Genomic DNA, 18,783 nt, shown 5'->3' on the forward strand with positions numbered 1-18,783 from the left:
GGAGACGACCCATGCTGGATATCACGCGTCAGACGGCCAATTTTGTAGCCGGCCTCAAGCTGTCCGATCTGTCCGGCCGCTGCCGCGAGGCGGCGCGGATCGGCATCATCGACTGCGTCGGCGTCATGATCGCTGGTGCCGCCGAGCAGCCGGTGCGGATCGTGTCGGCGATGGTGGCCGCGTCCACCCAGAACGACGGCGCACCCGAGGTTCCGTCGGGCCGCAATCTCGCGGCGCCGGATGCTGCGCTCGTCAACGGTGTCGCAGCGCACGTGCTCGACTATGACGACGTGGCGCTCGCCGGACATCCGAGCACCGTGCTGGTGCCGGCCATCCTGGCCGAAGGCTGGTCGCTCGACTCCAGCGGTGCCGACGCGCTCGCCGCCTATGCCGCGGGCTACGAAGTCTGGGCGCAGGTCATTGCGCTGGAGCCCGGTCACCTCCATGAGCGCGGCTTTCATCCGACGGCCGTGATGGGCGCGCTCGCCACCGCGGCCGCCTGTGCGCGGCTGCGCAATCTCGACTCCACGAAGACCGCGCATGCCATCGCGATCGCCGCCTCGCTCGCCTCCGGACTGGTCGCCAATTTCGGCACCATGACCAAATCGCTGCATGCCGGCCGCACCGCCCAATCCGGCGTGCTTGCCGCGCGCCTCGCCGATCAGGGATTTACCGCATCGCTGGATGTGCTCGAACACCAAACCGGCTTCCTGCGCGCCCATTCGCCATCGGGCACGCCGGATATCGAAAACGGCACGATCGATATCGGCCGCAACTGGCGGCTTGCCGATCTCGGCATCAATGTGAAGCGCTATCCGACCTGCTATGCGACCCATCGTTCGATCGACGCGATGATTGGCCTGGTGAATGCGCACAAGCTCAAGCCCGACGACGTGAAGGAAATTCGGGTCCACACCGGCGTCACCCAAAGGCTGATGTTGCGCAACACCAATCCGCAGACCGGTCTCGAGGCCAAGTTCAGCATGGAATTCGCGATGACCGCCGCGCTGATCGCCGGCCGCGTCGGGCTGTCCGAGCTCACCGATGAGTTCGTCTCGCGGCCGGATGTCGGCGCTACCTTCGCCAAGGTCCGCTGCACGACGACGGACGAGATCATGCCGGGCGACCAGCCGTTCGCGCCGGCCGACCGCGTCAGCGTCGTGTTGACGTCGGGCGAAGTGCTTGAGCACGCGCCGGTGGTTCATGCCAAGGGCAGCTGGCAGCGCCCGCTCTCGCGCGATGAACTGCAGGATAAGTTCATGGAATGCGCGACCCGGGTGTTCAAGCAAGGCCAGGCCGCAGCGCTGTTCGAGCAGCTCTGGAATATCGAGGACCTCGGGTCGATCCGCTCGCTTCGCCTGACCAACGACCGGGGCGACGCATGAGCGCGGCAATGCCTGGGAAGGGATCGACGCCGCGCATCTGGCACCAGTCGGTCAACGAGCTCGATCATCTCGAAGTCTACAAGCGCGCGCTCGAGGCCCATGCGGCGGAAATCCTTGGCGACGACGCCGAGGTCGTCGTCCACGGGCTTCCGTCCGGATCATACGCCGGCGCTTCGGCCACTGCGGTGCTCGGCAATGCATTCGCCTATCACCGCATTCTCAGCCGGGTGATCGACAATGCGATCACCGCCGAGCGGCAGGGTTATGATGCCTTCGTGATCGGTTCGTTCAGCGAGCCGTTTCTGCGCGAGATCCGCTCCGCGGTGGATATTCCCGTCGCCTCGCTGACCGAGAGTGGTCTTCTGGTCGGCTGCTCGCTCGGCAGCTATGTGGCGTTGATCTCCAATGCGCCGGCGGTGCAGTGGATGACGAAGGTTGCGGTCGATAAGCACAAGCTCGCCGCCCGTGTGCTGGAGGTTGCGGCGATGGATCCGCCGCTCGACGAGCCGCAACTGGCGCGCGCTTACGTCGATCCGGCTCCGGTCATCGCAAATTTCACCGCCGCGGCCGAGCGCCTGGTGGCGCGCGGCGCTGACGTCATCATTCCGGCGGAAGGTGTGCTGGCGGAACTCCTGGTTCGTCACGGCGTCCACCGCATCGCCGGTGCTCCCGTGATGGACGTGTTTGCCGTCACCTGGGCCTACGCGCTGATGCAGATCAGGCTCTGGTCGAAGGCACAACTTGGCGTGGGCCGGAGCTGGCACCACAGGCGCGACGATCCAGCGATCGTTGCAAGATTTTGGCAAGGGGACGCACAATGAGCACTTCACCCTCAACGCAAGTCGCAGGAGTCTATCACCGCAGGCTTGGCGACGCGCTGGTCACCGGCCTCAGCGACGGTTACGTCGACATGGGATACACGATCTTTCGCAATATCCCCGAGGAGGAAACCAAGGCCATCCTGGCGCGCGATCATCGCACCTCGCCGCCGCGCATCTCGGTCAACGCCTTTGCCGTGCGCATGGACAACCGGACCTACCTGATCGACTGCGGATCGGCGGATCTGATGGGGCCGACCTGCGGCCGTCTGCCGGCAAATCTCGCTGCCGCCGGCATCGATCCGGCCTCGGTCGACGCGGTGCTGCTGACTCACGTCCATCCCGACCATTCCAACGGGCTGACAGATGCCGCAACCGGAACGCGGCTGTTTCCCAACGCGGAAGTCATCGTCCATGAGAACGAGATCAATCACTGGTTCAACGACGAGGCGATGGCCAAGGCGGCCGAGCGGCCCCGGCGCCGCTATTTCGAGGCCGGCCGCACCCAGCTGAAGCCCTATATGGCTGCCGATCGCGTCAAGACTTTCCGGAAGGGCGAGGTGCTCCCGGGCGTCACGGCGATCCCGATCCACGGTCATACCCCCGGCCACGCCGCCTATGTCGTATCGCGCGGCGGCGAATCAATGGTGGTTTGGGGGGACACGGTCCATGTGCCGGAGATCCAGGTTGCACGTCCGGAAGTGACGATGGAATTCGACACCGACCCCGAGGCCGCCGCAGCCGCTCGTCAGATGATGTTCGACATGGTGGTCACAGACGACATGCTGGTCGGCGGCATGCATCTGCATTTCCCCGGGTTCGGACATATGCGGCGCGAGGCAGGGCGATACAGCCTGGTGGCGGAGCAGTGGGCGTTCGAAGTATGAGCCGCAGTATCGTCGAAGCCGACGCCATCTGATCGTTTCCGGAACAAGGACGGGAGGCCAGGCCGTTTGGATCACGTTGGAGAAATGCACAAATCATTTGCCTTCGGCCGGCGGATAGCACCTGCGGCCGAATTGGCTTCCGCGTATTGTGCAGGGGATTGAGGTCTCAGCCCCGGTGATGGTGATGGCAGAACAGCAAACGGCAGGTCGCGGAAGCAAATTGACGATCCGCGACGTGGCGACCGCAGCGGGCGTATCGACCGGCACGGTGTCGCGGGTGCTCAATGCCAATGCCACCGTCCATCCCGACATCCGCCGGAAGGTCCAGCGCGCAATCGATGATCTGGGCTATACGCCGAATGCGGTGGCGCAGAGCATGCGCATCCGGTCGACCCACACGATCGGCTGCATCTTGCGTGAGATCAACATTCCGCAACTCGCTGGCTTCGTCAAAGCCGCGCACGACGTGCTGGACGAGGTCGGCTTCTCGCTGCTCATCTCCAACTCGGAAGGCCGCAAGGAGCGTGAGCGAGAGCTGCTCAGCCGGCTGTCGCGGCGGCAGGCCGACGGCGTAATGATGGGGCCATACACGCCGGTCGCCGGTGAGTTCGAGGCCTTCCTGCGCGATCTCGATATTCCGATCGTGCTGATCGATCGTGATCAGCCGGATTGGACTGATGCCGTTATGGCCGATCACGCCGAAGGGATGCGTGTCGCGGTCAGTCATCTGCTGGATCTCGGTCACCGGCGCGTGGCGCTGATCACCGGCGACGCCGGGCTCTATCCGGCGCGCGAACGCGTTCGCGGCTATCAGGAGGCTTTTGCCGCGCGAAATCTCGAGCCTGATCCTTCGCTCATTCACGCCGGGAGCTTCCTGCCCGGCGCGGGATTTCGTATCACCTCGGCATTGCTCGGCCAGCGCAACCCTCCGACCGCGATCATTTCCGGCGGCATCGACATGTTGTCGGGCGTGCTGCGCGCGGTGCGCGGGCGAGGCCTGCGGATACCGGAGGACGTGTCGCTGATCGCGTCAGGCCATTCCGAGCTCGCCGAGCTCGTCTCGCCGGCAGTCGCCATCATCGGCTGGGATCAGGCGGAGGTCGGCCGGATTGCGGCCGGCATGCTGCTCGATCGCATCCGAAACGACGGTCCGCACGAGCCGAGGCGCGTGCTCGTGCCCAACGAGTTCATTCCGCGCGCGTCGCTGGGGCCCCCAAGACGTACCTGAAGACTTGCCGTCCATGGCACGACCGGACGGCCATAGCATGCAAGGAGACAGTTCCATGAGTGGTGAGATGATCAACGGCAAGGATGACGAGCGGCCGATGCTGTTCCAGCCACTCACGATTCGAGGCCTTACGCTGAAGAACCGCCTCGTCGTGCCACCGATGGTCCATTACAGCTGCGAACCGGGAAATACCTGCGGAGCGTTTCATCTCGTGCATCTTGGTCGCTATGCGCTGGGCGGCTTCGGGCTCGTCTTCGTCGAAGTGACGGCGGTGGAGGAAGTCGGACTCACCAACGAAAACGACCTCGGCATCTGGAATGACGAGCAGGCCGAGAGCTTCAAGCCGCTGGTCGCCTTCATGAAGCGTCAGGGGACGGCGATCGGCATTCAGATCGGCCATGGCGGCCGCAAGTCGTCGGCACAGTCCGCCATGCAAGGCATGGGGCCGCTGACCGAGGAGAATCTGAAAGCCGGCGCCAGGATCTGGCAGCCGGTGGGCCCGACCGCCGAGCCGGTCGCCAAGGGCTGGCTGGCGCCACGGCAATTGACCACCGCCGAGTGCAAGGCCATGGTCGGCACCTGGGCAGCCGCTGCAAGGCGGGCGGTTGCCGCTGGGTTCGACACCATCGAGATTCACACCGCGCACGGCTATCTGCTGGCCTCGTTCCTGTCGCCGGTCTCCAACACACGCAATGACGAGTATGGCGGCGACCGCGCCGGGCGCATGCGTCTGCCGCTCGAGATCGTCGAGGCGGTGCGCCGCGAAATGCCGGTTGACATGCCGCTGTTCGTGCGCGTCTCGTCCGTCGACGGCACCGTCGAGGGCTGGAACATGGATGATACGGTCGCCTTCGCGCGCGAGCTGAAGGCGCGCGGCGTCGACGTCGTCGACTGTTCCTCCGGCGGAATCTCCGGCGCGGCTACGGCAGCGCAAGTGCCGCGCAGCCTCGGCTTCCAGGTTCCTTTCGCCGAGCGCGTGCGCAAGGAGGCGGATGTCACCACCATGGCCGTCGGCATCATTCTCGAGGCGCAGCAGGCCGAGGCCATCCTTCAGAAAGGCCAAGCCGACCTCATTGCCGTCGGGCGGCAATCGCAGTTCAATCCCAACATCGCCCACCACTGGGCGCACGATCTCGGCATCAACAGCCGTTTCGAAGATTGGTCGCCCGAGTTCGGCTGGTGGCTCGAGAAGCGGATCAAGACTCTCCACGGCTTTGCCACGCCGACGGGCGTCGTTACGCGTCACTCCTGACCGGCGTCACACACATCGCTCGCAGCCGGTGAACGGAACGCCGTCCACGGCATCGCTGCTATCTTTGAGGATCCGCGGTGCCGCGCGACGGGTATCGCAGCGCGGGTCCAGCAGCGCGTTTCAGGTTCGCTGCTGAACCTGCGCCGAGTAGATATCGGCGAAGCGGTCGCACGACAGGTTCTTCTGCACCCTCCCCATCGTGTTGCGTGGAAGTAACTCGACAAGGACAATCGAACCGGCTTCTTCGCTTTCAGCCGGATTCCGACAAGCGGCGGAATCATTTCGTGGAAGATCCGGGTTTTTACGGACTGAGCGTTAACGCTGCCGCACGAGCACAAAGGTGGGGGTCTTGTCAGGAAGCGATTTGGCCATTTTAATCGAGAGATTGCAGTACGTTATTCTTATTGTAGAGCGCATTTCCGATGAAAGCCATCGAGCAGATTGTTGCCGGCTACGTTTCGTTGAAGGATCGCCAAGCCCTGGAAAAGCTGAGGCACCATCGTCAGCAATTGCTGGATGATGTTCAGATGCACACCATCCCAGGGTTCAAGCCGTCGATCGTGAGCGATATCCTCCGCGAGGAGATCGAGGTCATCGAAGGCGCGCTAGCGCGCGTAGATGAGGATCGATCATTGTCATGAGCAAAAACTTCGACGAGATCGAGACACTGAAACCAATGGCCTGCAGTGCCATCACCGATCCCAGTCTGAGGATGATATACGAAGCTATCCGCGGCGCGCTCGAGGCCGACGATGAATTCGAGGCAAGCGGCAAAGATCCCAAATTCCGAGTCCGGTCAACGGCCGAATGGAAGCGGCATGCCCGCGATCTTGAGGCGGAGATGTTGAAGCGAGGGCTCGAGTTCGACGTTATCGATTGGACGAATGGTCAGAGTGAGCGGCGAGAAAGCCGGTGAAGGCACCCGCTGTTCATGCGTAAACGCCGTTGCGATGGCACCAACGGACAAACGTGTAGATGGACCAGACCCGCGACCAGTACATGCCGGGCGCTCCGTCGAGAAAGGCTCGCCATAGTCGCTCAACCGCGTCGGGATTCAGGCCGGTGGGTGCGATCGCCTGCGGATCGCGCATGGTTCGATCCATGGCGTCCTTCAATCCGCGGCGAATCCACCGGTCAAAGGGCATGACGAAGCCGGTCTTTGGGCGCTCGAAGAGCGCAGGATCGAGACCGCGCAATCCGATCCGCCGAAGCATTTCTTTGCGCCCCAAGGGCTGATATCGCGCTTCGTCCGACAGGGCGTCGACGCTTTCAAACAATACGTGGTCGACCAGCGGAACGCGCTGCTCGAGCGAGCTGGCCATGCTTGCTGCATCATTGTCGCGCAGGAGGCGTTCACCCAAAAAGAGACGTTGTTCCATCACGCTAATAGCGGAAACAGGGGTACGGCCGGCCGTTTCGGCCGTCAGCCGCCGGCGCATCGCGTCGGGAAGGCCTTCCATGAGCGCGCCCGCGAAATCCGGTGCAAGCAATTCACCCTGAAATCCAGGCAGGAAGAGCGCGTAGGCCATCTGGTATAACGCCAGCAGATCCTCGCTACGATCGACCATATCCGGAAGCTTCGCCCAGCGCGTTTGAGGCGGCACGGGATGCGAGGATCGTCGCAGGGGCCAAGTCAACAAAGCTGCAGCCCTGGCTTGCCATTTTCTGGGAAATGCGCGGCCCCGATGACACCACTGCTGCAAGATCGGAAGATCGCGGTACGTCGGATACCCGCCGAACAGCTCGTCACCCCCGGTTCCTGACAGCGCGACGGTAAAGCCTGCTTCGCGAATAGCCCGGGAGATGAAATAGGCGTTCAGTCCATCGAAGGTTGGCTGGTCGAGACTATCGAGGGCGTCGTCCAGACTGTCGACGAACCGCTGCTCGGACAACACCACCTCATGATGCTGAGTGCCGATTGCCGCAGCGGTCTGCCTTGCGAACGGCGCTTCGTTGAACTGCTGGTCCTCGAACGCGAGCGTGAAAGTATGAACCGGGGCGTCAGCGGTCCGTTGCGCGAGATTTGCCATCGCGGAGGAATCGATGCCGCCCGACAGGAAAACGGCGAGCGGCACATCGCTGGCGAGGTGAAGCCTCATCCCTGCGTCGAGGATCGAGGCAAGCGTCGCTTCGTCCATTGTCGGTTTTGGCGACTCTCCGGGAATGCGCCAGAAATCGCGCTCGCTTATTCTACGGCCTGTCCCGTCAAACTCGGCGTAGTGACCCGGCGCAAGAAGTTCAACGCCCTGAACGGCGGTGCAGGGGCCGACAACAAACCCGTTCCATACGTTGCTCGCAACCGCCTGCGGATCAAGACGCGGCGTTCCGAGCAAGCCTGAGGCCAGCAATGCACGCAATTCGGATGCAAATATCAGCGACCACGTCGTGTTCGGATTGCTGGACTGCGCGATATACAGCGGCTTGATGCCGAGCTGGTCGCGTGCAAGCAGAAGTCGTCGCTGTTGCGGATCCCAGCTTGCGAATGCGAACATGCCGCGCAGCCATCCAACTGCCTCCAGGCCATGCAGGCCGAGTGCCCGCAGCATGACGGCGGTGTCGCCGCTGGACCGAAAAGACTGCCCTTCGCTCTCGAGGCGTTTGCGCAGGGCGACATAGTTGTAGATTTCGCCGTTGAACGAAATCACGTGCCCGGTTGTATCGTCCACCATCGGTTGGGCGCCGGCGGACGACAGATCGAGGATCGAGAGGCGGCGGTGATCGAGCATGACACCCCAGCCGCGGGCATCCGGCGTCGAAGCCCACGAGCCATGGCCGTCCGGCCCGCGATGGATCATGGCCTTGCTCATCCGAGCGAGCGCGGCCCGGTTGTTTTCGTCAAGCCGGCCGATGATACCCGAGATACCGCACATTCAATCGTCGCCTCCGGGGCTTGAGCTTGAGCTGGACCGCACGAGGTAACGTTGCGGAGAACCTACCAAGACTGCTTCGGCAATGCTTCTACGTCGAAAATCCAAGCGGATAAATGGATACGGCGCCTTTCTATCATTGTTTCGTTAAGAGGAACGAGGCAACTATTAACGCAAGGCTCAGGCTTAAGCATTGAGTAAGCCGAGCTGTGTGAAATGTGGGCTTAGCGAGCATCTCAGTACCTGTCGATGTCGGCAGGCAGGTTTGGATCGATGCACTCAGACCGCCTAAATATTCTCTTCGTGTCACAGATGCCTGCGAGCCCGCCGCGGATCGGCGCGCAGGCACGCATGCACGGTTTGATGACGGAATTGGCTCAGCGCCATGACCTGACGGCAGTCATGCTCGTGGATGACGAGCACGACATCGACGAATGCCGAACTGCCATGCAGGCCTATTGCCGCAAGGTGGTGCTCGTGCGTAACCCGTTCGGTCGCGATGGGATGCCGAAGCGCTTGCTTCAACTGCGCTCCCTGGTGTCGCCCCTCAGCTTCGAGCGTTTGCGAATCACGGCAGACGTAGTGCGGCAGACGCTGGACGACTTGCTTGGGTCCACGCGCTTCGACGTGGTTAATCTCGAGTTCACGTTCCTTGGTCACTACGAGTTGCGCAAGGCGCCGGCAGGAGAGAAGCTTCCGGTATTGGTCGTGGATTCTCACAACATCGACTATGACCTTGCCCGCCAGTACGCCCAAAGCGGCGACAGCCTGTTTCGTCGCCTTTATTCCGAAGTCAATTGGCGCAAGCTTCGGAAGGAGGAGCTTGGGACCTATCGTGACGCAGACGGCGTCTATCTATGCAGCGCGACTGACGAACGACGGCTGCTTGAAGAAGTGCCGGAAGCCAGGACTACTGTCATTCCCAATGCCGCGGACATCGAGTTCTATCGCCCGCGTGCCGACGATCCGAAGCCCGACGGGCGCACTGTCGTGTTCTTTGGTCTTTTGTCATATGCACCGAATGTCGACGGTGTCATCCACTTCATCAATGATATATGGCCGCGCATCGCGGCCAGCCATCCAGATGCGCGTTGCAAGATCATTGGCGGTTCGCCGCCCTCCGCCCTGTTGGCGCTGGCAGGTCCCCGAATCGAGTTCACCGGCTTCGTGCCGGATTTGAGACCGCATCTTGCCGAGGCGGCGGTCGTCGTCGTCCCTCTGCGATTGGGAGGCGGGACACGGCTCAAGATTGTCGAGGCTATGGCGATGGGCAAGGCAATCGTCTCGACAACCCTGGGCGCCGAGGGGATCGAGGCCGTGCCGGATCGTGACATCATGATCGCGGACGATGTCGAGAGCTTTGCCGCCCGTGTCAGCGGCTTGCTGGGCGATGCCGATCGTGCTGCGGATCTCGGACGTTCCGCAAGGCAATTGGCTGAAAGCAAGTATGCCTGGAGTTCAGCAGCTCGCGCTCTCGAGAGCTTCTACCGAACGAGACTCGCCATCAGTTGCGGTACGGATGAGAAGGCGCCAATGCGTCGCCAGCAGCAACGGGGCGTCGAGCGCTGAAGAACCGCTTCAGTTCCAGGAAACGCTTTTCGACGAACTCATAGCTCAGATAAGCGATTAGCAGCGAGACGAGCGCGCCCGCTGTCGCCTGTATTGCCACGGCTGCGCTGTGAGAGCCAAGCCATTCGCCGAGTGTCAGTTCGGTTCGATGAGTCACAAGGTAGTACGATATGAAGTGATGGTAGACGTACAGGCCGTAGCTATAGGTCCCGAGAAGCATCAAGGGTCGGCTGCAGAAGAGGCGCGATACCAAGGAATGCTTTCGCGCAACAAGCACCCAGATGAGGAGACAAGCCAACAGCACGGTGATGATGGAAGACCGAACCGGAAGGACGAAAGCGTTGCCTTGGTCGGTCACCAGGCGCGTCCAGATGAAAGTCAGGGACAGCAAGGCAAATGCAGTGGTCGCAGCGTACGGAAGGGCGCCCACAAGTCGCTGAAGTCCGCCCGGTTGTCGGACGACCACGGCGAGAAAGGCGCCAAGGGCCAGACCGTCCAGGCGAAACGGTGTCAACACGTAGGTTGTCCACCAGCTAAGTCCGGCCAAGGAGCCGCCCAGGCGAGCGAGCATCGCAGCGACCGATAGGCCGAGGCTGACCGCAATCAACTTTCTCGGTTGCTTCGCGACCAGATATACGACGAGCGGCCAGAAGAAATAGAAATGTTCTTCGATGCAAAGCGACCAGAGATGCTCCAGATATGAGAATGACCAGTCACCGTTCCATGCGATGTAGACGTTGACTCCGTACAGCCAGGCCCAGGCCTGACGATCTATCAGATAGTCGAGGGTCGGACCACGCAGCGGGCTCACAAGCGGAGCGACGAAGAAGACAAGTGCGAGTACGCCATAGTAGAGCGGAAAAATGCGCAGCACTCGCCGTATATAGAAATTGCGGAAGAAGTTCGGGTCCTCCCGTGAATCATAGAGGATTCCGGTGATGAGAAAGCCGGACAGGACGAAGAACAACTCGACGCCATAGGAGCCGTAGTTGGTGATTCCGACGACGATCTTCTCGACAGCGTTGGTCGGCAACGTATTGCCGACGAAGTGCAGTAGCATCACCATGACGATGGCAAGTCCCCGCACGCCGTCGAGCGCAGGAATGTGTCCGTGAAGGCGTGGCCACCGGTCGCGGACTGTTGCCTCGGCGGATTCGGTTGCCGGCAGCATACCTGCCGCGCGAGCCGATTCCGCCAGGCCAATTGTCGTCATCGGGACGACGTAACGATGGTTGTCGCGCCAGAGATGCTGCCGTTGGCGAGTCCCTTCAGCGTGTAGGCATCGATCCCGGCGACGATTGGATCGCTCACTGTGCCGACGATCATCCGAAGGTAAGTCATGAACTTTGTCGCTTCGACAGAATTTGCGTTGGACGCGAAGATGACATCTTTATTCCGCATCTCGAATTCTGTCGCGATGAAGTAGCCGCCGGGATCTCTCAAATCGAGAATATAGATAACGGGGACAAGGGGTCCGCTATAGCGAGTGCAGTCGACGCCGAGCTGCTTGGCAACTTCGCGTGGCTCTCCTCGGTAGATAAACACGGATCCAGGGTCGGCGTGATCATCCTTGAGGCCGCCCGCCTTCGCCATGGCCTCGGCCAGTGTCAGGCGCCAGGCTCCAAACGAGAACTGCCCCTGTTGCCCGGAAGCGCCCATCGCGAGGAAGGTTTGCGGCTGCGTGAATACGTAGACCGTATCTTGGGGGCGAACGAAGATGTTGTTTGCCGGTTGGCTGAGCAGCGATCCGAACGGTGCGGTACCCTGCCGGCCGTCGCGTTCGAGGGTCACCCAGGTATCGAAGCCGGGATTCTTGGGGCCGCCCGCGCGTGTGATGATGTCGAGCAGCCGCTCGCCGCTGGCGCTTGCAGGCAAGCGTGCAGGCGTTCCGACCTCGCCCAATACGCTGATCGACGTTGCCTTCTGATCCACCAGCGCAACCACTGCCTGTGGTTCGATCGCACGGTCCTGCAGGGACTTCACGATCGCATTCTGGACTTCCTCCGGCGTCCGGCCCGCAGCGCGGATCGAGCCACCATACGGAACTGTGATGTTGCCTTTGTAATTCACGGCCTGATTGGGCAACGTGACATAGTTTCCCTGACGCGTGCCGGCTTCGGTCGGAGTAAACAGGCCACCGGCCATCGATTCAAACAGCGTCACGCTGACCGTGTCGCCGATGCCAAAGCGAATCTCGGGCGGGCCGCGGCGATCCGTGAAAACGCGGTCGATCCGCCTGGAGTTGCGCACCAGGACCCTCTCGGTGTCAGCCGTCAGGCGCACCAAAGCATAGTGCACGCTTTCAGGGTCGGTCTGCCCCGCGCGGACATAGGAGCTCGCCGGTCCCGAGGTCGGCATGGTCGAGCAGCCAGCGAGCGCGATTGTCGCTGTGATGGCCAGGGCGCCCAACAGGCGGCCACTGAGACGCGAGGAATTGCCAGCCGAATGCGCCGGCGCCACTTCACGAGTGGTCAGGCGCGGCGTTCGTTGACTACTCTTGCCTGCACTTCTCGGCACGACATTGGACCCTGGTTAACGAAGATTAACGAACGCAGTCTTGGTAAACGCCGGTCTCCTCTTCGCGCTTGTTTGCGCGCCGCTTGCGGTCGTCGCCGTCCGGCATCGACTGCCGTACTGCCGGACAGAGGCTCGGAAGAAATTTGCGCGAGTAAACATGTACTTACGCGGCATCCACAATTTCCCGGAATATCAATCGACCAAGCGAAACAGCCCGCCCTGTGCGCCACGCTAGGGGACAAGCGTTAACGAAGCGTTCACTATAAAAATTCAGGAAAGATTGACTTATCGTTGGTGTTCGCAGCCGTGTCTGAGTACGTGTTGGCGCCAGTGCCATTGAGAGGCTGATCGTATCGCTGCGCGGCCCCACGATCGGGCAAGGCAGGCGATTAACGATCAGCGTGCTGCCTTGGCGACTGGAGTTGACGGGCACCGAGCATGCACGAAGCCGTATTGCGTTCTCAGCGACCAGGCTTGGCGGCTCCCTCCGGTCGGGTAATCGATAGATACGCGATCATCCCGCTGCTGGCTTGTGTCTACGCCACGATTGCTTTTCCCCTGATCCTCGTGACCTGTAGTCCGACGGACTCGGCTTGTCTTTTGGAAGCTCGACCAGAGAGCAAAATCTTTTGGCCGATCCTGTCCGCAGTCGCGCTCGTCGTTGCGCTGCGCAATCGGTCGCGACTCCGCTTTCCGCCGATCCTGATCATACTGTTTGCCTATCTTGCGCTGGCGGGGGCGAGCGTTGCCTGGGCATTCAAGCCGGAGGCTTCGGGGATCAGGTTTGCGCAGCAGGCCATGATCATCGCCTCGATCGCGCTCCCGGCGATCGTTGCAACTCGATCGACCGACCTGTTGCGCGGCCTGTTCTGGTGCTTCTTTATCGCTGCCGTGCTGAACATGCTGTTCGTCATGGGCAGGCCGCCGATCGACGTGAAGTTCGCCACATGGGGCTACCCCGGCTATTTCTCGGGCAAGAACTATCTAGGTGAATGCGCTGCCGTTGCATTCCTGCTTGCGCTCCATGAGCTGCTTCATCCCGGACGGCGACGGGTTCTCGGCATCGTTACCGCGCTCATGTCTGTTGCGCTGCTGCTGCTGAGCAATTCAAAGACGGCGCTTGCTCTTGCGGTGCTTGTCCCGGCGTTCGCCTGGACCTTGCTCAAGCTTTCCAGGGCTACCCGCGTTCCGGTGTGGGTGATTGTCGTATCGATACCGATTTGCTGGATGGTCTTTTCGTTCGTTACCGGCTTCAGCATGAATCGCGTGTCGTACATGCTGTACGGCGATTCGACTTTCACGGGCCGTACCATCATTTGGGATTTTGCAAATATGCAAATCGCAAAGAAGCCGCTGCTGGGCTGGGGTTATCAGTCGTTCTGGCTGGTTGGACCCGACGCGCCGAGCATCGTGGAAGCGCCGGGCTGGGTCAAGGAGATGCCCAACGCCCACAATGGGTATGAAGACACGTTGCTCGAACTTGGCTATGCGGGATTTTTCCTGCTTGTCGCGTTCATCCTTGCGACGATACACGGCATTGGTCGCCTGGCGCGTTTTGATCTTTCGCGGGCACGGATCCTGCTGTCGATCGTTCTCTACGTTGCCATCACAAACGGTCTCGAGAGCACATGGATGCGCGGCTTCGAAATGCTGTGGGTCGTGTTCGTCATAGCCGCGGTTGAAGCTGCCAGATATTGGGGGCAGGCGTATCCCGCGGCCAGCTTGCGAATAGCCAGGCGTCCAGCAATGCGGCGCATCCACGGACCGCGGCTCAGGCCGCCGTCCACTCCCATCAACGTCGTGAGGTCACGCTAGCAGGCGCGAAGCCAGCGGGTTCTGCGCCGCAAGTCAGAGGATGTATGTTCAACCGGAAAGTCATCGCGACGCGGCGCAACCCTGGTCACGAGACGCTGCGAGCGGCCCCGCGGCGGCGGCCTTGGCGATGTTTGGCTGCAACGATGATCTTCGTTGCATGCTCAAGCCATTCGTCCGCATTTGCTCTCGACTCGATGGAGATACTGCCCTCAGATCGCGCGACCACCTGGCAACCCGGCCTGACGGCCGAGGGTGGTATACCCTCTCGAAAAACCATCTGCGCGACGCTGTCGCCTCGTGGCGGCACACTCGATGACGCTGCGGTAATCCAGGGCGCAATCAACGCATGTCCGGTAGGGCAGGTCGTGCAACTGTCCGCGGGACGGTTTCTGATCAATGGCGGCAATTTCCTGCTGCTCAACAAGGCAATTACCCTGCGCGGCTCCGGTCCGGGCCGGACGATGCTCGAAAAGCAAGATGGCGCGAAACCTTTCAACGACGCGGTCGGTGCCCGGCCATCTCCGCTGGTCGTGGTGGGACCGTCGCTTTTCTCCAGCACGAGCGATACGGTCAATGCCGTGCGGTCGGCGAACCTTCGGAATGATGCAATAAAGGGCGAAAGAACGGTCGAGGTCGACGACGCTGCGGGCTTTGTGCCTGGACAGATCGTGCTGCTCGACGAGGCGTCGGCCGCTGATTGGCGTGTCGACCCGCAGGGGCGAGGGGAGATCTGGGCGTCGGAAGATTTCAGGGTTGTCTGGCAAAAGCACAAGCCCGCAATTCAGTTTGTCGATGACTTTGCACCCGATGGGTTTCCGTCGACGCCGCAAAGCGCCGGATCGTGGTTCGGGAGACCTGATCGGCCCGTCGCCGAGATCAAGGAGATCAGCGCCGTCTCCGGTTCCAGGATCACCTTCACGACTCCAATTCACATCAGCTATCGGAAAGCAAACGCAGCTCAACTGTCGCGATTCGCGCAGCCGCATGTGAAGCACGCGGGCGTCGAAGATCTGGCGCTCAAGGGAGGCGACGCGGGCAATCTTCGCTTCAATTGGGCTGCTTCTTCGTGGGCGAAGAACGTCGACAATTCGGTTTGGCACGGCGAAGGCTTTGCAATTCACAGCTCCTTCCGCGTCGAACTGCGCGAGTTCTACGTGCACGACGCGGCCTGGGCTCAACCCGGCGGAGGCGGATATGCGATTAGCCTTTCCGCCGGATCGTCGGAAGTTCTGATCGAGAATGGAATTGCCGTGAGGGCCAACAAGCTGGTGGTGGCGCGTTCCGCCGGGGCGGGCTCCGTGGTCGGCTATAATTACATGGACATGGGCTACATCAATACGAATGGAGCCTGGATCGAGACCGGGCTCAACGCCAGCCACATGGTGGGCGCCCATCACGTCTTGTTCGAGGGCAACTACGCTCAGAACGCCGACAGCGACGACACTCACGGCAACAGCATCTATCACACGTTTTTCCGCAACTATCTGCGCGGCGTCCGGGCAGCGTTCGACAATCAGGCTGGCGGGACGATCGATGATGTGTCGCAGCCCCGCAATGGGCCGCGTCGCGCCGCCGGTCTGATGGCGTATTCCTACTGGATGTCTTTCATAGGAAACGTGCTCGGGGTTCCCGGTCAGATGGACGGCTGGTCGTATGAAACCCGTTTTACCGACGCAAAGCCCGGCGTCTGGATGCTCGGCTGGGACGCCGTGAAGCCATATCCGACGGACGCAAAGGTTGCGACGTCCACGATTCGATATGGCAATTTTGATTACCTCACCAACAAAACGCACTGGGATTCCGGAAGCGAGGATCGCGCCTTGCCTGCTTCCATGTACCTCACAAGCCGCCCCCCGTTCTTCGACGCCGGGCGCGGATACGAGTGGCCTTGGGTGGACCCGGTCGGAGAGACGAAGCTTCATGTGCTTCCGGCCAAAGCACGCTATGACGCCGGCACGCCGTTCGTGCAGCCGAATTTGGATGGATCGGCACGCAAAAGTTCGCAGTGAGCACACGCCTCGTGGGCAATGATTAAATATATTTTGAACAGGCGCGGTATTGCGTCAATGCGTCACCTGACCGACGCCGAGCTCAGAGGCTAACTAGGCGAGCGCCCCGATTTAAATGCTGCAGACGTCGTTAACTACAATAGAAGCTAAGGCCTTCTGATCCGCGCGGACCTTGGGCATTTCTGCACGTTTTGGTTTAATCAGATTGCCGATTCGCTATCCGGTTAGTCTCCGGAAGAGGAATTTGATGCGCAAATCGGTCTTTCACGAGGATTGGTGGCTGGATGCGCTGGCTCCCGGTGGCTGGCGCGAAGTCACTTGTTCGCGTGGCGGGCGCGTCGTGGGTTCTCTCCGGTTCGTCACGCGTACTGAAGGCGGGATGAACATATGTGAGATGCCTCAAATCACGCGCTTTCTCGGGCCGACGGTCACGCTGCAGTCCGGCAAGACGGAAGCGCGCATGCGGTTGGCGCATGCGGTCATCACTGACCTGCTCAAACAGGTCGCGGATTTCGATCACGTCGAGATGACGCTCGATACCGGGTTTAGCGATGTGGCCGCGTTCCTCGCGTGCGGCTACGAGGTGCGCGCGCATCCGACTTTCATGCTGAAATGCACGATCCCCCGAGACGAGCTCTGGTCGGGATTGCGCGACAAGACAAAGAACGTGATACGACGCGCGCGGGAACGGCTCGCCATTCGCGAAGTCACGTCCCCAAAATACTTCGTGAAGTATTACCAGGCCAACCTGGAGGGCGCGAAATCGTATTTCGACCTCTCTCGATTGGAAGCTGTCTATGCCGCCGCGAGCGAGCGACAGCAATGCAAGATCCTCGCGGCGGTGGACTCGAACAACAACGTCCACGCCCAGGTCTTCTTCGTCTGGGACCACAAGTTCGTGCACTATTTCCTGTCATCGCGGGACAGGAGCATTGCGCATCCAGGCGCAGTAAGTCTGCTCCTCTGGAGTGGCATCGAGCTGGCGCACGAGCGGGGCCTTCATTTCGATTTCGATGGCGGAATCGAAAACGAGGCGCGATACAAATTCGTTGTGGCGTTCGGCGGAGAACTGGCCAATCGCTTCGACGTCAGCCGCTCCACCACACGTTACCGGCTTCACCGGCAACTACGCAGAGTTCCCCAAGCGCTGCTGCGGCGTCTCTCGCCTGGCGCCGCTACCGGCGACGTCAACGATCATGGGGTACGGCTCAACCATTTTCCGTCGTCCTGAGCGGATCGTTCCCGCAATTTCAGGCGCGCCATTAACTAAGGTTTTACAAACACGTGCATCAGCGGGCGATTTTGAAATAAGTAGGCGAGATAGAAACAGAATAAATTTGGAGGCGTTTAGATGCGCGTTCTCGTGAGCGGACATCTCGGCTACATCGGAACAGTGCTCACCCCGATGCTACGGCGTGCCGGGCACGAAGTCGTGGGCCTCGACAGCGATCTGTACTCTCGCTGCACATTTGCAGAAGGCGGGTCGATCGTGGATGTGCCGGCCCTTTGCAAGGACACGCGAGACATCGAACTTGCGGACCTGAAGGCTTTTGATGCGGTCCTGCATCTTGCCGCGCTGTCGAACGATCCGCTCGGCAATCTGAGACCCGGCCTTACCGACCAGATCAATCATGTAGCCAGCGTGCGCCTCGCGCAACTGGCCAAGCAAGCCGGTGTGCGACGGTTCGTGTTCGCGTCCTCCTGCAGCAACTACGGCAAGGCGGGCGAGGGCATGATCGACGAAACCGGAGCGCTCAACCCGGTGACTGCCTATGGCGAATCCAAGGTGCAGTCGGAGCGCGATATTGCCGGCCTCGCCGGTGACGGATTTTGCCCGGTCTACCTGCGACCCGCAACGGCTTACGGCGTATCTCCCCGGCTCCGATTCGATGTCGTGCTGAACAATCTCGTTGCCTGGGCGGTGACAACGCGGAAGATCCTCTTGAAGTCGGACGGCACGCCCTGGCGGCCCATCGTTCACATCGAGGACATCTCCCGCGCCTTTATCGCGGCGATGGAGGCTCCCGAGGCGGCGGTGTTCAATGAAGCTTTCAACGTCGGCCAGACGGCGCACAACTACCAGATCCGCGATCTCGCGAAGATCGTCGCCGATGTTGTCCCCGGTTGTCAGATCGAATTTGCCGATGGCGCCGGTCCCGACACGCGGTCCTATCGCGTGAGCTTCGAAAAGATTCGAACCAGGCTGCCGGAGTTCAAGCCGCAATGGGATGCGAAGATGGGCGCGGAGCAGCTCTATAAGGCCTACCGGGTCTCGGGCATCACGCTCGAAGAGTTCGAAGGTCCCCGGTATCAGCGCATCAGCCACGTCAACAAGTTGCTGGCGGACGGCGTGCTCGATGCGGATCTCCGCCATGTAAAGTCGAGGCAGAGCGTCGGGCAATCAGCTCTCGCCGCGAACTAATACACGCGCCGATC

General features: G+C 61.2%; 15 protein-coding genes. 12 read left to right on the top strand and 3 right to left on the bottom strand.

Annotation, left to right across the window (positions count from 1 at the left end; all coding sequences use genetic code 11):
* Nucleotides 1-11 precede the first annotated feature (11 nt).
* The 7 genes from J2R78_RS23045 (at nucleotide 12) to J2R78_RS23075 (ending at nucleotide 6,486) form a co-directional block, all read left to right on the top strand.
* Complete coding sequence (locus J2R78_RS23045; protein WP_253606952.1) at nucleotides 12-1,385, top strand: MmgE/PrpD family protein; 1,374 nt, start codon at nucleotides 12-14, stop codon at nucleotides 1,383-1,385.
* An 8-nt stretch (nucleotides 1,386-1,393) separates the two neighbouring features.
* On the top strand, nucleotides 1,394-2,206 hold the full coding sequence (locus tag J2R78_RS23050; protein ID WP_225158767.1) for an aspartate/glutamate racemase family protein: 813 nt from the start codon (nucleotides 1,394-1,396) through the stop codon (nucleotides 2,204-2,206).
* The gene (locus J2R78_RS23055; protein ID WP_225158766.1) at nucleotides 2,203-3,090 is read left to right on the top strand and encodes an MBL fold metallo-hydrolase; all 888 of its coding nucleotides are present in this window, start codon (nucleotides 2,203-2,205) and stop codon (nucleotides 3,088-3,090) included. The genes J2R78_RS23050 and J2R78_RS23055 overlap by 4 nt, the downstream gene beginning before the upstream one ends.
* Before the next feature lie 184 nt (nucleotides 3,091-3,274).
* A complete protein-coding gene (locus J2R78_RS23060) occupies nucleotides 3,275-4,318 on the top strand; it encodes a LacI family DNA-binding transcriptional regulator (RefSeq protein ID WP_253606953.1) in 1,044 nt (347 codons plus the stop codon).
* A gap of 55 nt (nucleotides 4,319-4,373) precedes the next feature.
* Entirely contained in the window at nucleotides 4,374-5,570 is a 1,197-nt protein-coding gene (locus J2R78_RS23065) for an NADH:flavin oxidoreductase/NADH oxidase (RefSeq protein ID WP_253606954.1), read from the top strand.
* A 422-nt stretch (nucleotides 5,571-5,992) separates the two neighbouring features.
* Entirely contained in the window at nucleotides 5,993-6,211 is a 219-nt protein-coding gene (locus tag J2R78_RS23070; RefSeq protein WP_253606955.1) for a hypothetical protein, read from the top strand.
* Nucleotides 6,208-6,486 carry a hypothetical protein gene (locus tag J2R78_RS23075; RefSeq protein WP_253606956.1) on the top strand — a complete coding sequence of 93 codons (279 nt, stop codon included), beginning with the start codon at nucleotides 6,208-6,210 and terminating at the stop codon, nucleotides 6,484-6,486. Before J2R78_RS23070 ends, J2R78_RS23075 begins: the two co-directional genes overlap by 4 nt.
* A 13-nt stretch (nucleotides 6,487-6,499) precedes the next feature.
* Here the strand turns inward: J2R78_RS23075 and asnB are convergent, their stop codons facing one another.
* The gene (gene asnB / locus J2R78_RS23080) at nucleotides 6,500-8,440 is read right to left on the bottom strand and encodes an asparagine synthase (glutamine-hydrolyzing) (RefSeq protein WP_253606957.1); all 1,941 of its coding nucleotides are present in this window, start codon (nucleotides 8,438-8,440) and stop codon (nucleotides 6,500-6,502) included.
* A 270-nt stretch (nucleotides 8,441-8,710) separates the two neighbouring features.
* Here asnB and J2R78_RS23085 point away from each other — a divergent pair, with 270 nt between their 5' ends.
* Complete coding sequence (locus tag J2R78_RS23085; protein ID WP_253606958.1) at nucleotides 8,711-10,006, top strand: glycosyltransferase family 4 protein; 1,296 nt, start codon at nucleotides 8,711-8,713, stop codon at nucleotides 10,004-10,006.
* Here J2R78_RS23085 and J2R78_RS23090 read toward each other — a convergent pair.
* Together J2R78_RS23090 and J2R78_RS23095 are read right to left on the bottom strand one after the other, a co-directional pair.
* On the bottom strand, nucleotides 9,942-11,219 hold the full coding sequence (locus J2R78_RS23090) for an acyltransferase (RefSeq protein WP_253606959.1): 1,278 nt from the start codon (nucleotides 11,217-11,219) through the stop codon (nucleotides 9,942-9,944). The two genes, J2R78_RS23085 and J2R78_RS23090, sit on opposite strands and share 65 nt — an antisense overlap.
* Nucleotides 11,216-12,364: a polysaccharide biosynthesis/export family protein gene (locus tag J2R78_RS23095; protein WP_309145012.1), complete on the bottom strand. Its 1,149-nt coding sequence runs from the start codon at nucleotides 12,362-12,364 to the stop codon at nucleotides 11,216-11,218. The genes J2R78_RS23090 and J2R78_RS23095 overlap by 4 nt, the downstream gene beginning before the upstream one ends.
* Before the next feature lie 597 nt (nucleotides 12,365-12,961).
* Here J2R78_RS23095 and J2R78_RS23100 point away from each other — a divergent pair.
* From J2R78_RS23100 to J2R78_RS23115, 4 genes are all read left to right on the top strand, one after another.
* Complete coding sequence (locus J2R78_RS23100) at nucleotides 12,962-14,338, top strand: O-antigen ligase (protein ID WP_253606961.1); 1,377 nt, start codon at nucleotides 12,962-12,964, stop codon at nucleotides 14,336-14,338.
* 143 nt (nucleotides 14,339-14,481) lie between these two features.
* Nucleotides 14,482-16,347, top strand: coding sequence for a hypothetical protein (locus tag J2R78_RS23105; protein ID WP_253606962.1), 1,866 nt, complete (start codon nucleotides 14,482-14,484; stop codon nucleotides 16,345-16,347).
* Nucleotides 16,348-16,594: 247 nt separating this feature from the next.
* On the top strand, nucleotides 16,595-17,578 hold the full coding sequence (locus J2R78_RS23110; protein WP_225158756.1) for a GNAT family N-acetyltransferase: 984 nt from the start codon (nucleotides 16,595-16,597) through the stop codon (nucleotides 17,576-17,578).
* Between the two features lie 120 nt (nucleotides 17,579-17,698).
* Nucleotides 17,699-18,769: an NAD(P)-dependent oxidoreductase gene (locus J2R78_RS23115; RefSeq protein ID WP_253606963.1), complete on the top strand. Its 1,071-nt coding sequence runs from the start codon at nucleotides 17,699-17,701 to the stop codon at nucleotides 18,767-18,769.
* Nucleotides 18,770-18,783: the final 14 nt, after the last annotated feature.

The organism is Bradyrhizobium sp. USDA 4538 (assembly GCF_024171045.1).
GTDB classification, from domain to species: domain Bacteria; phylum Pseudomonadota; class Alphaproteobacteria; order Rhizobiales; family Xanthobacteraceae; genus Bradyrhizobium; species Bradyrhizobium australafricanum.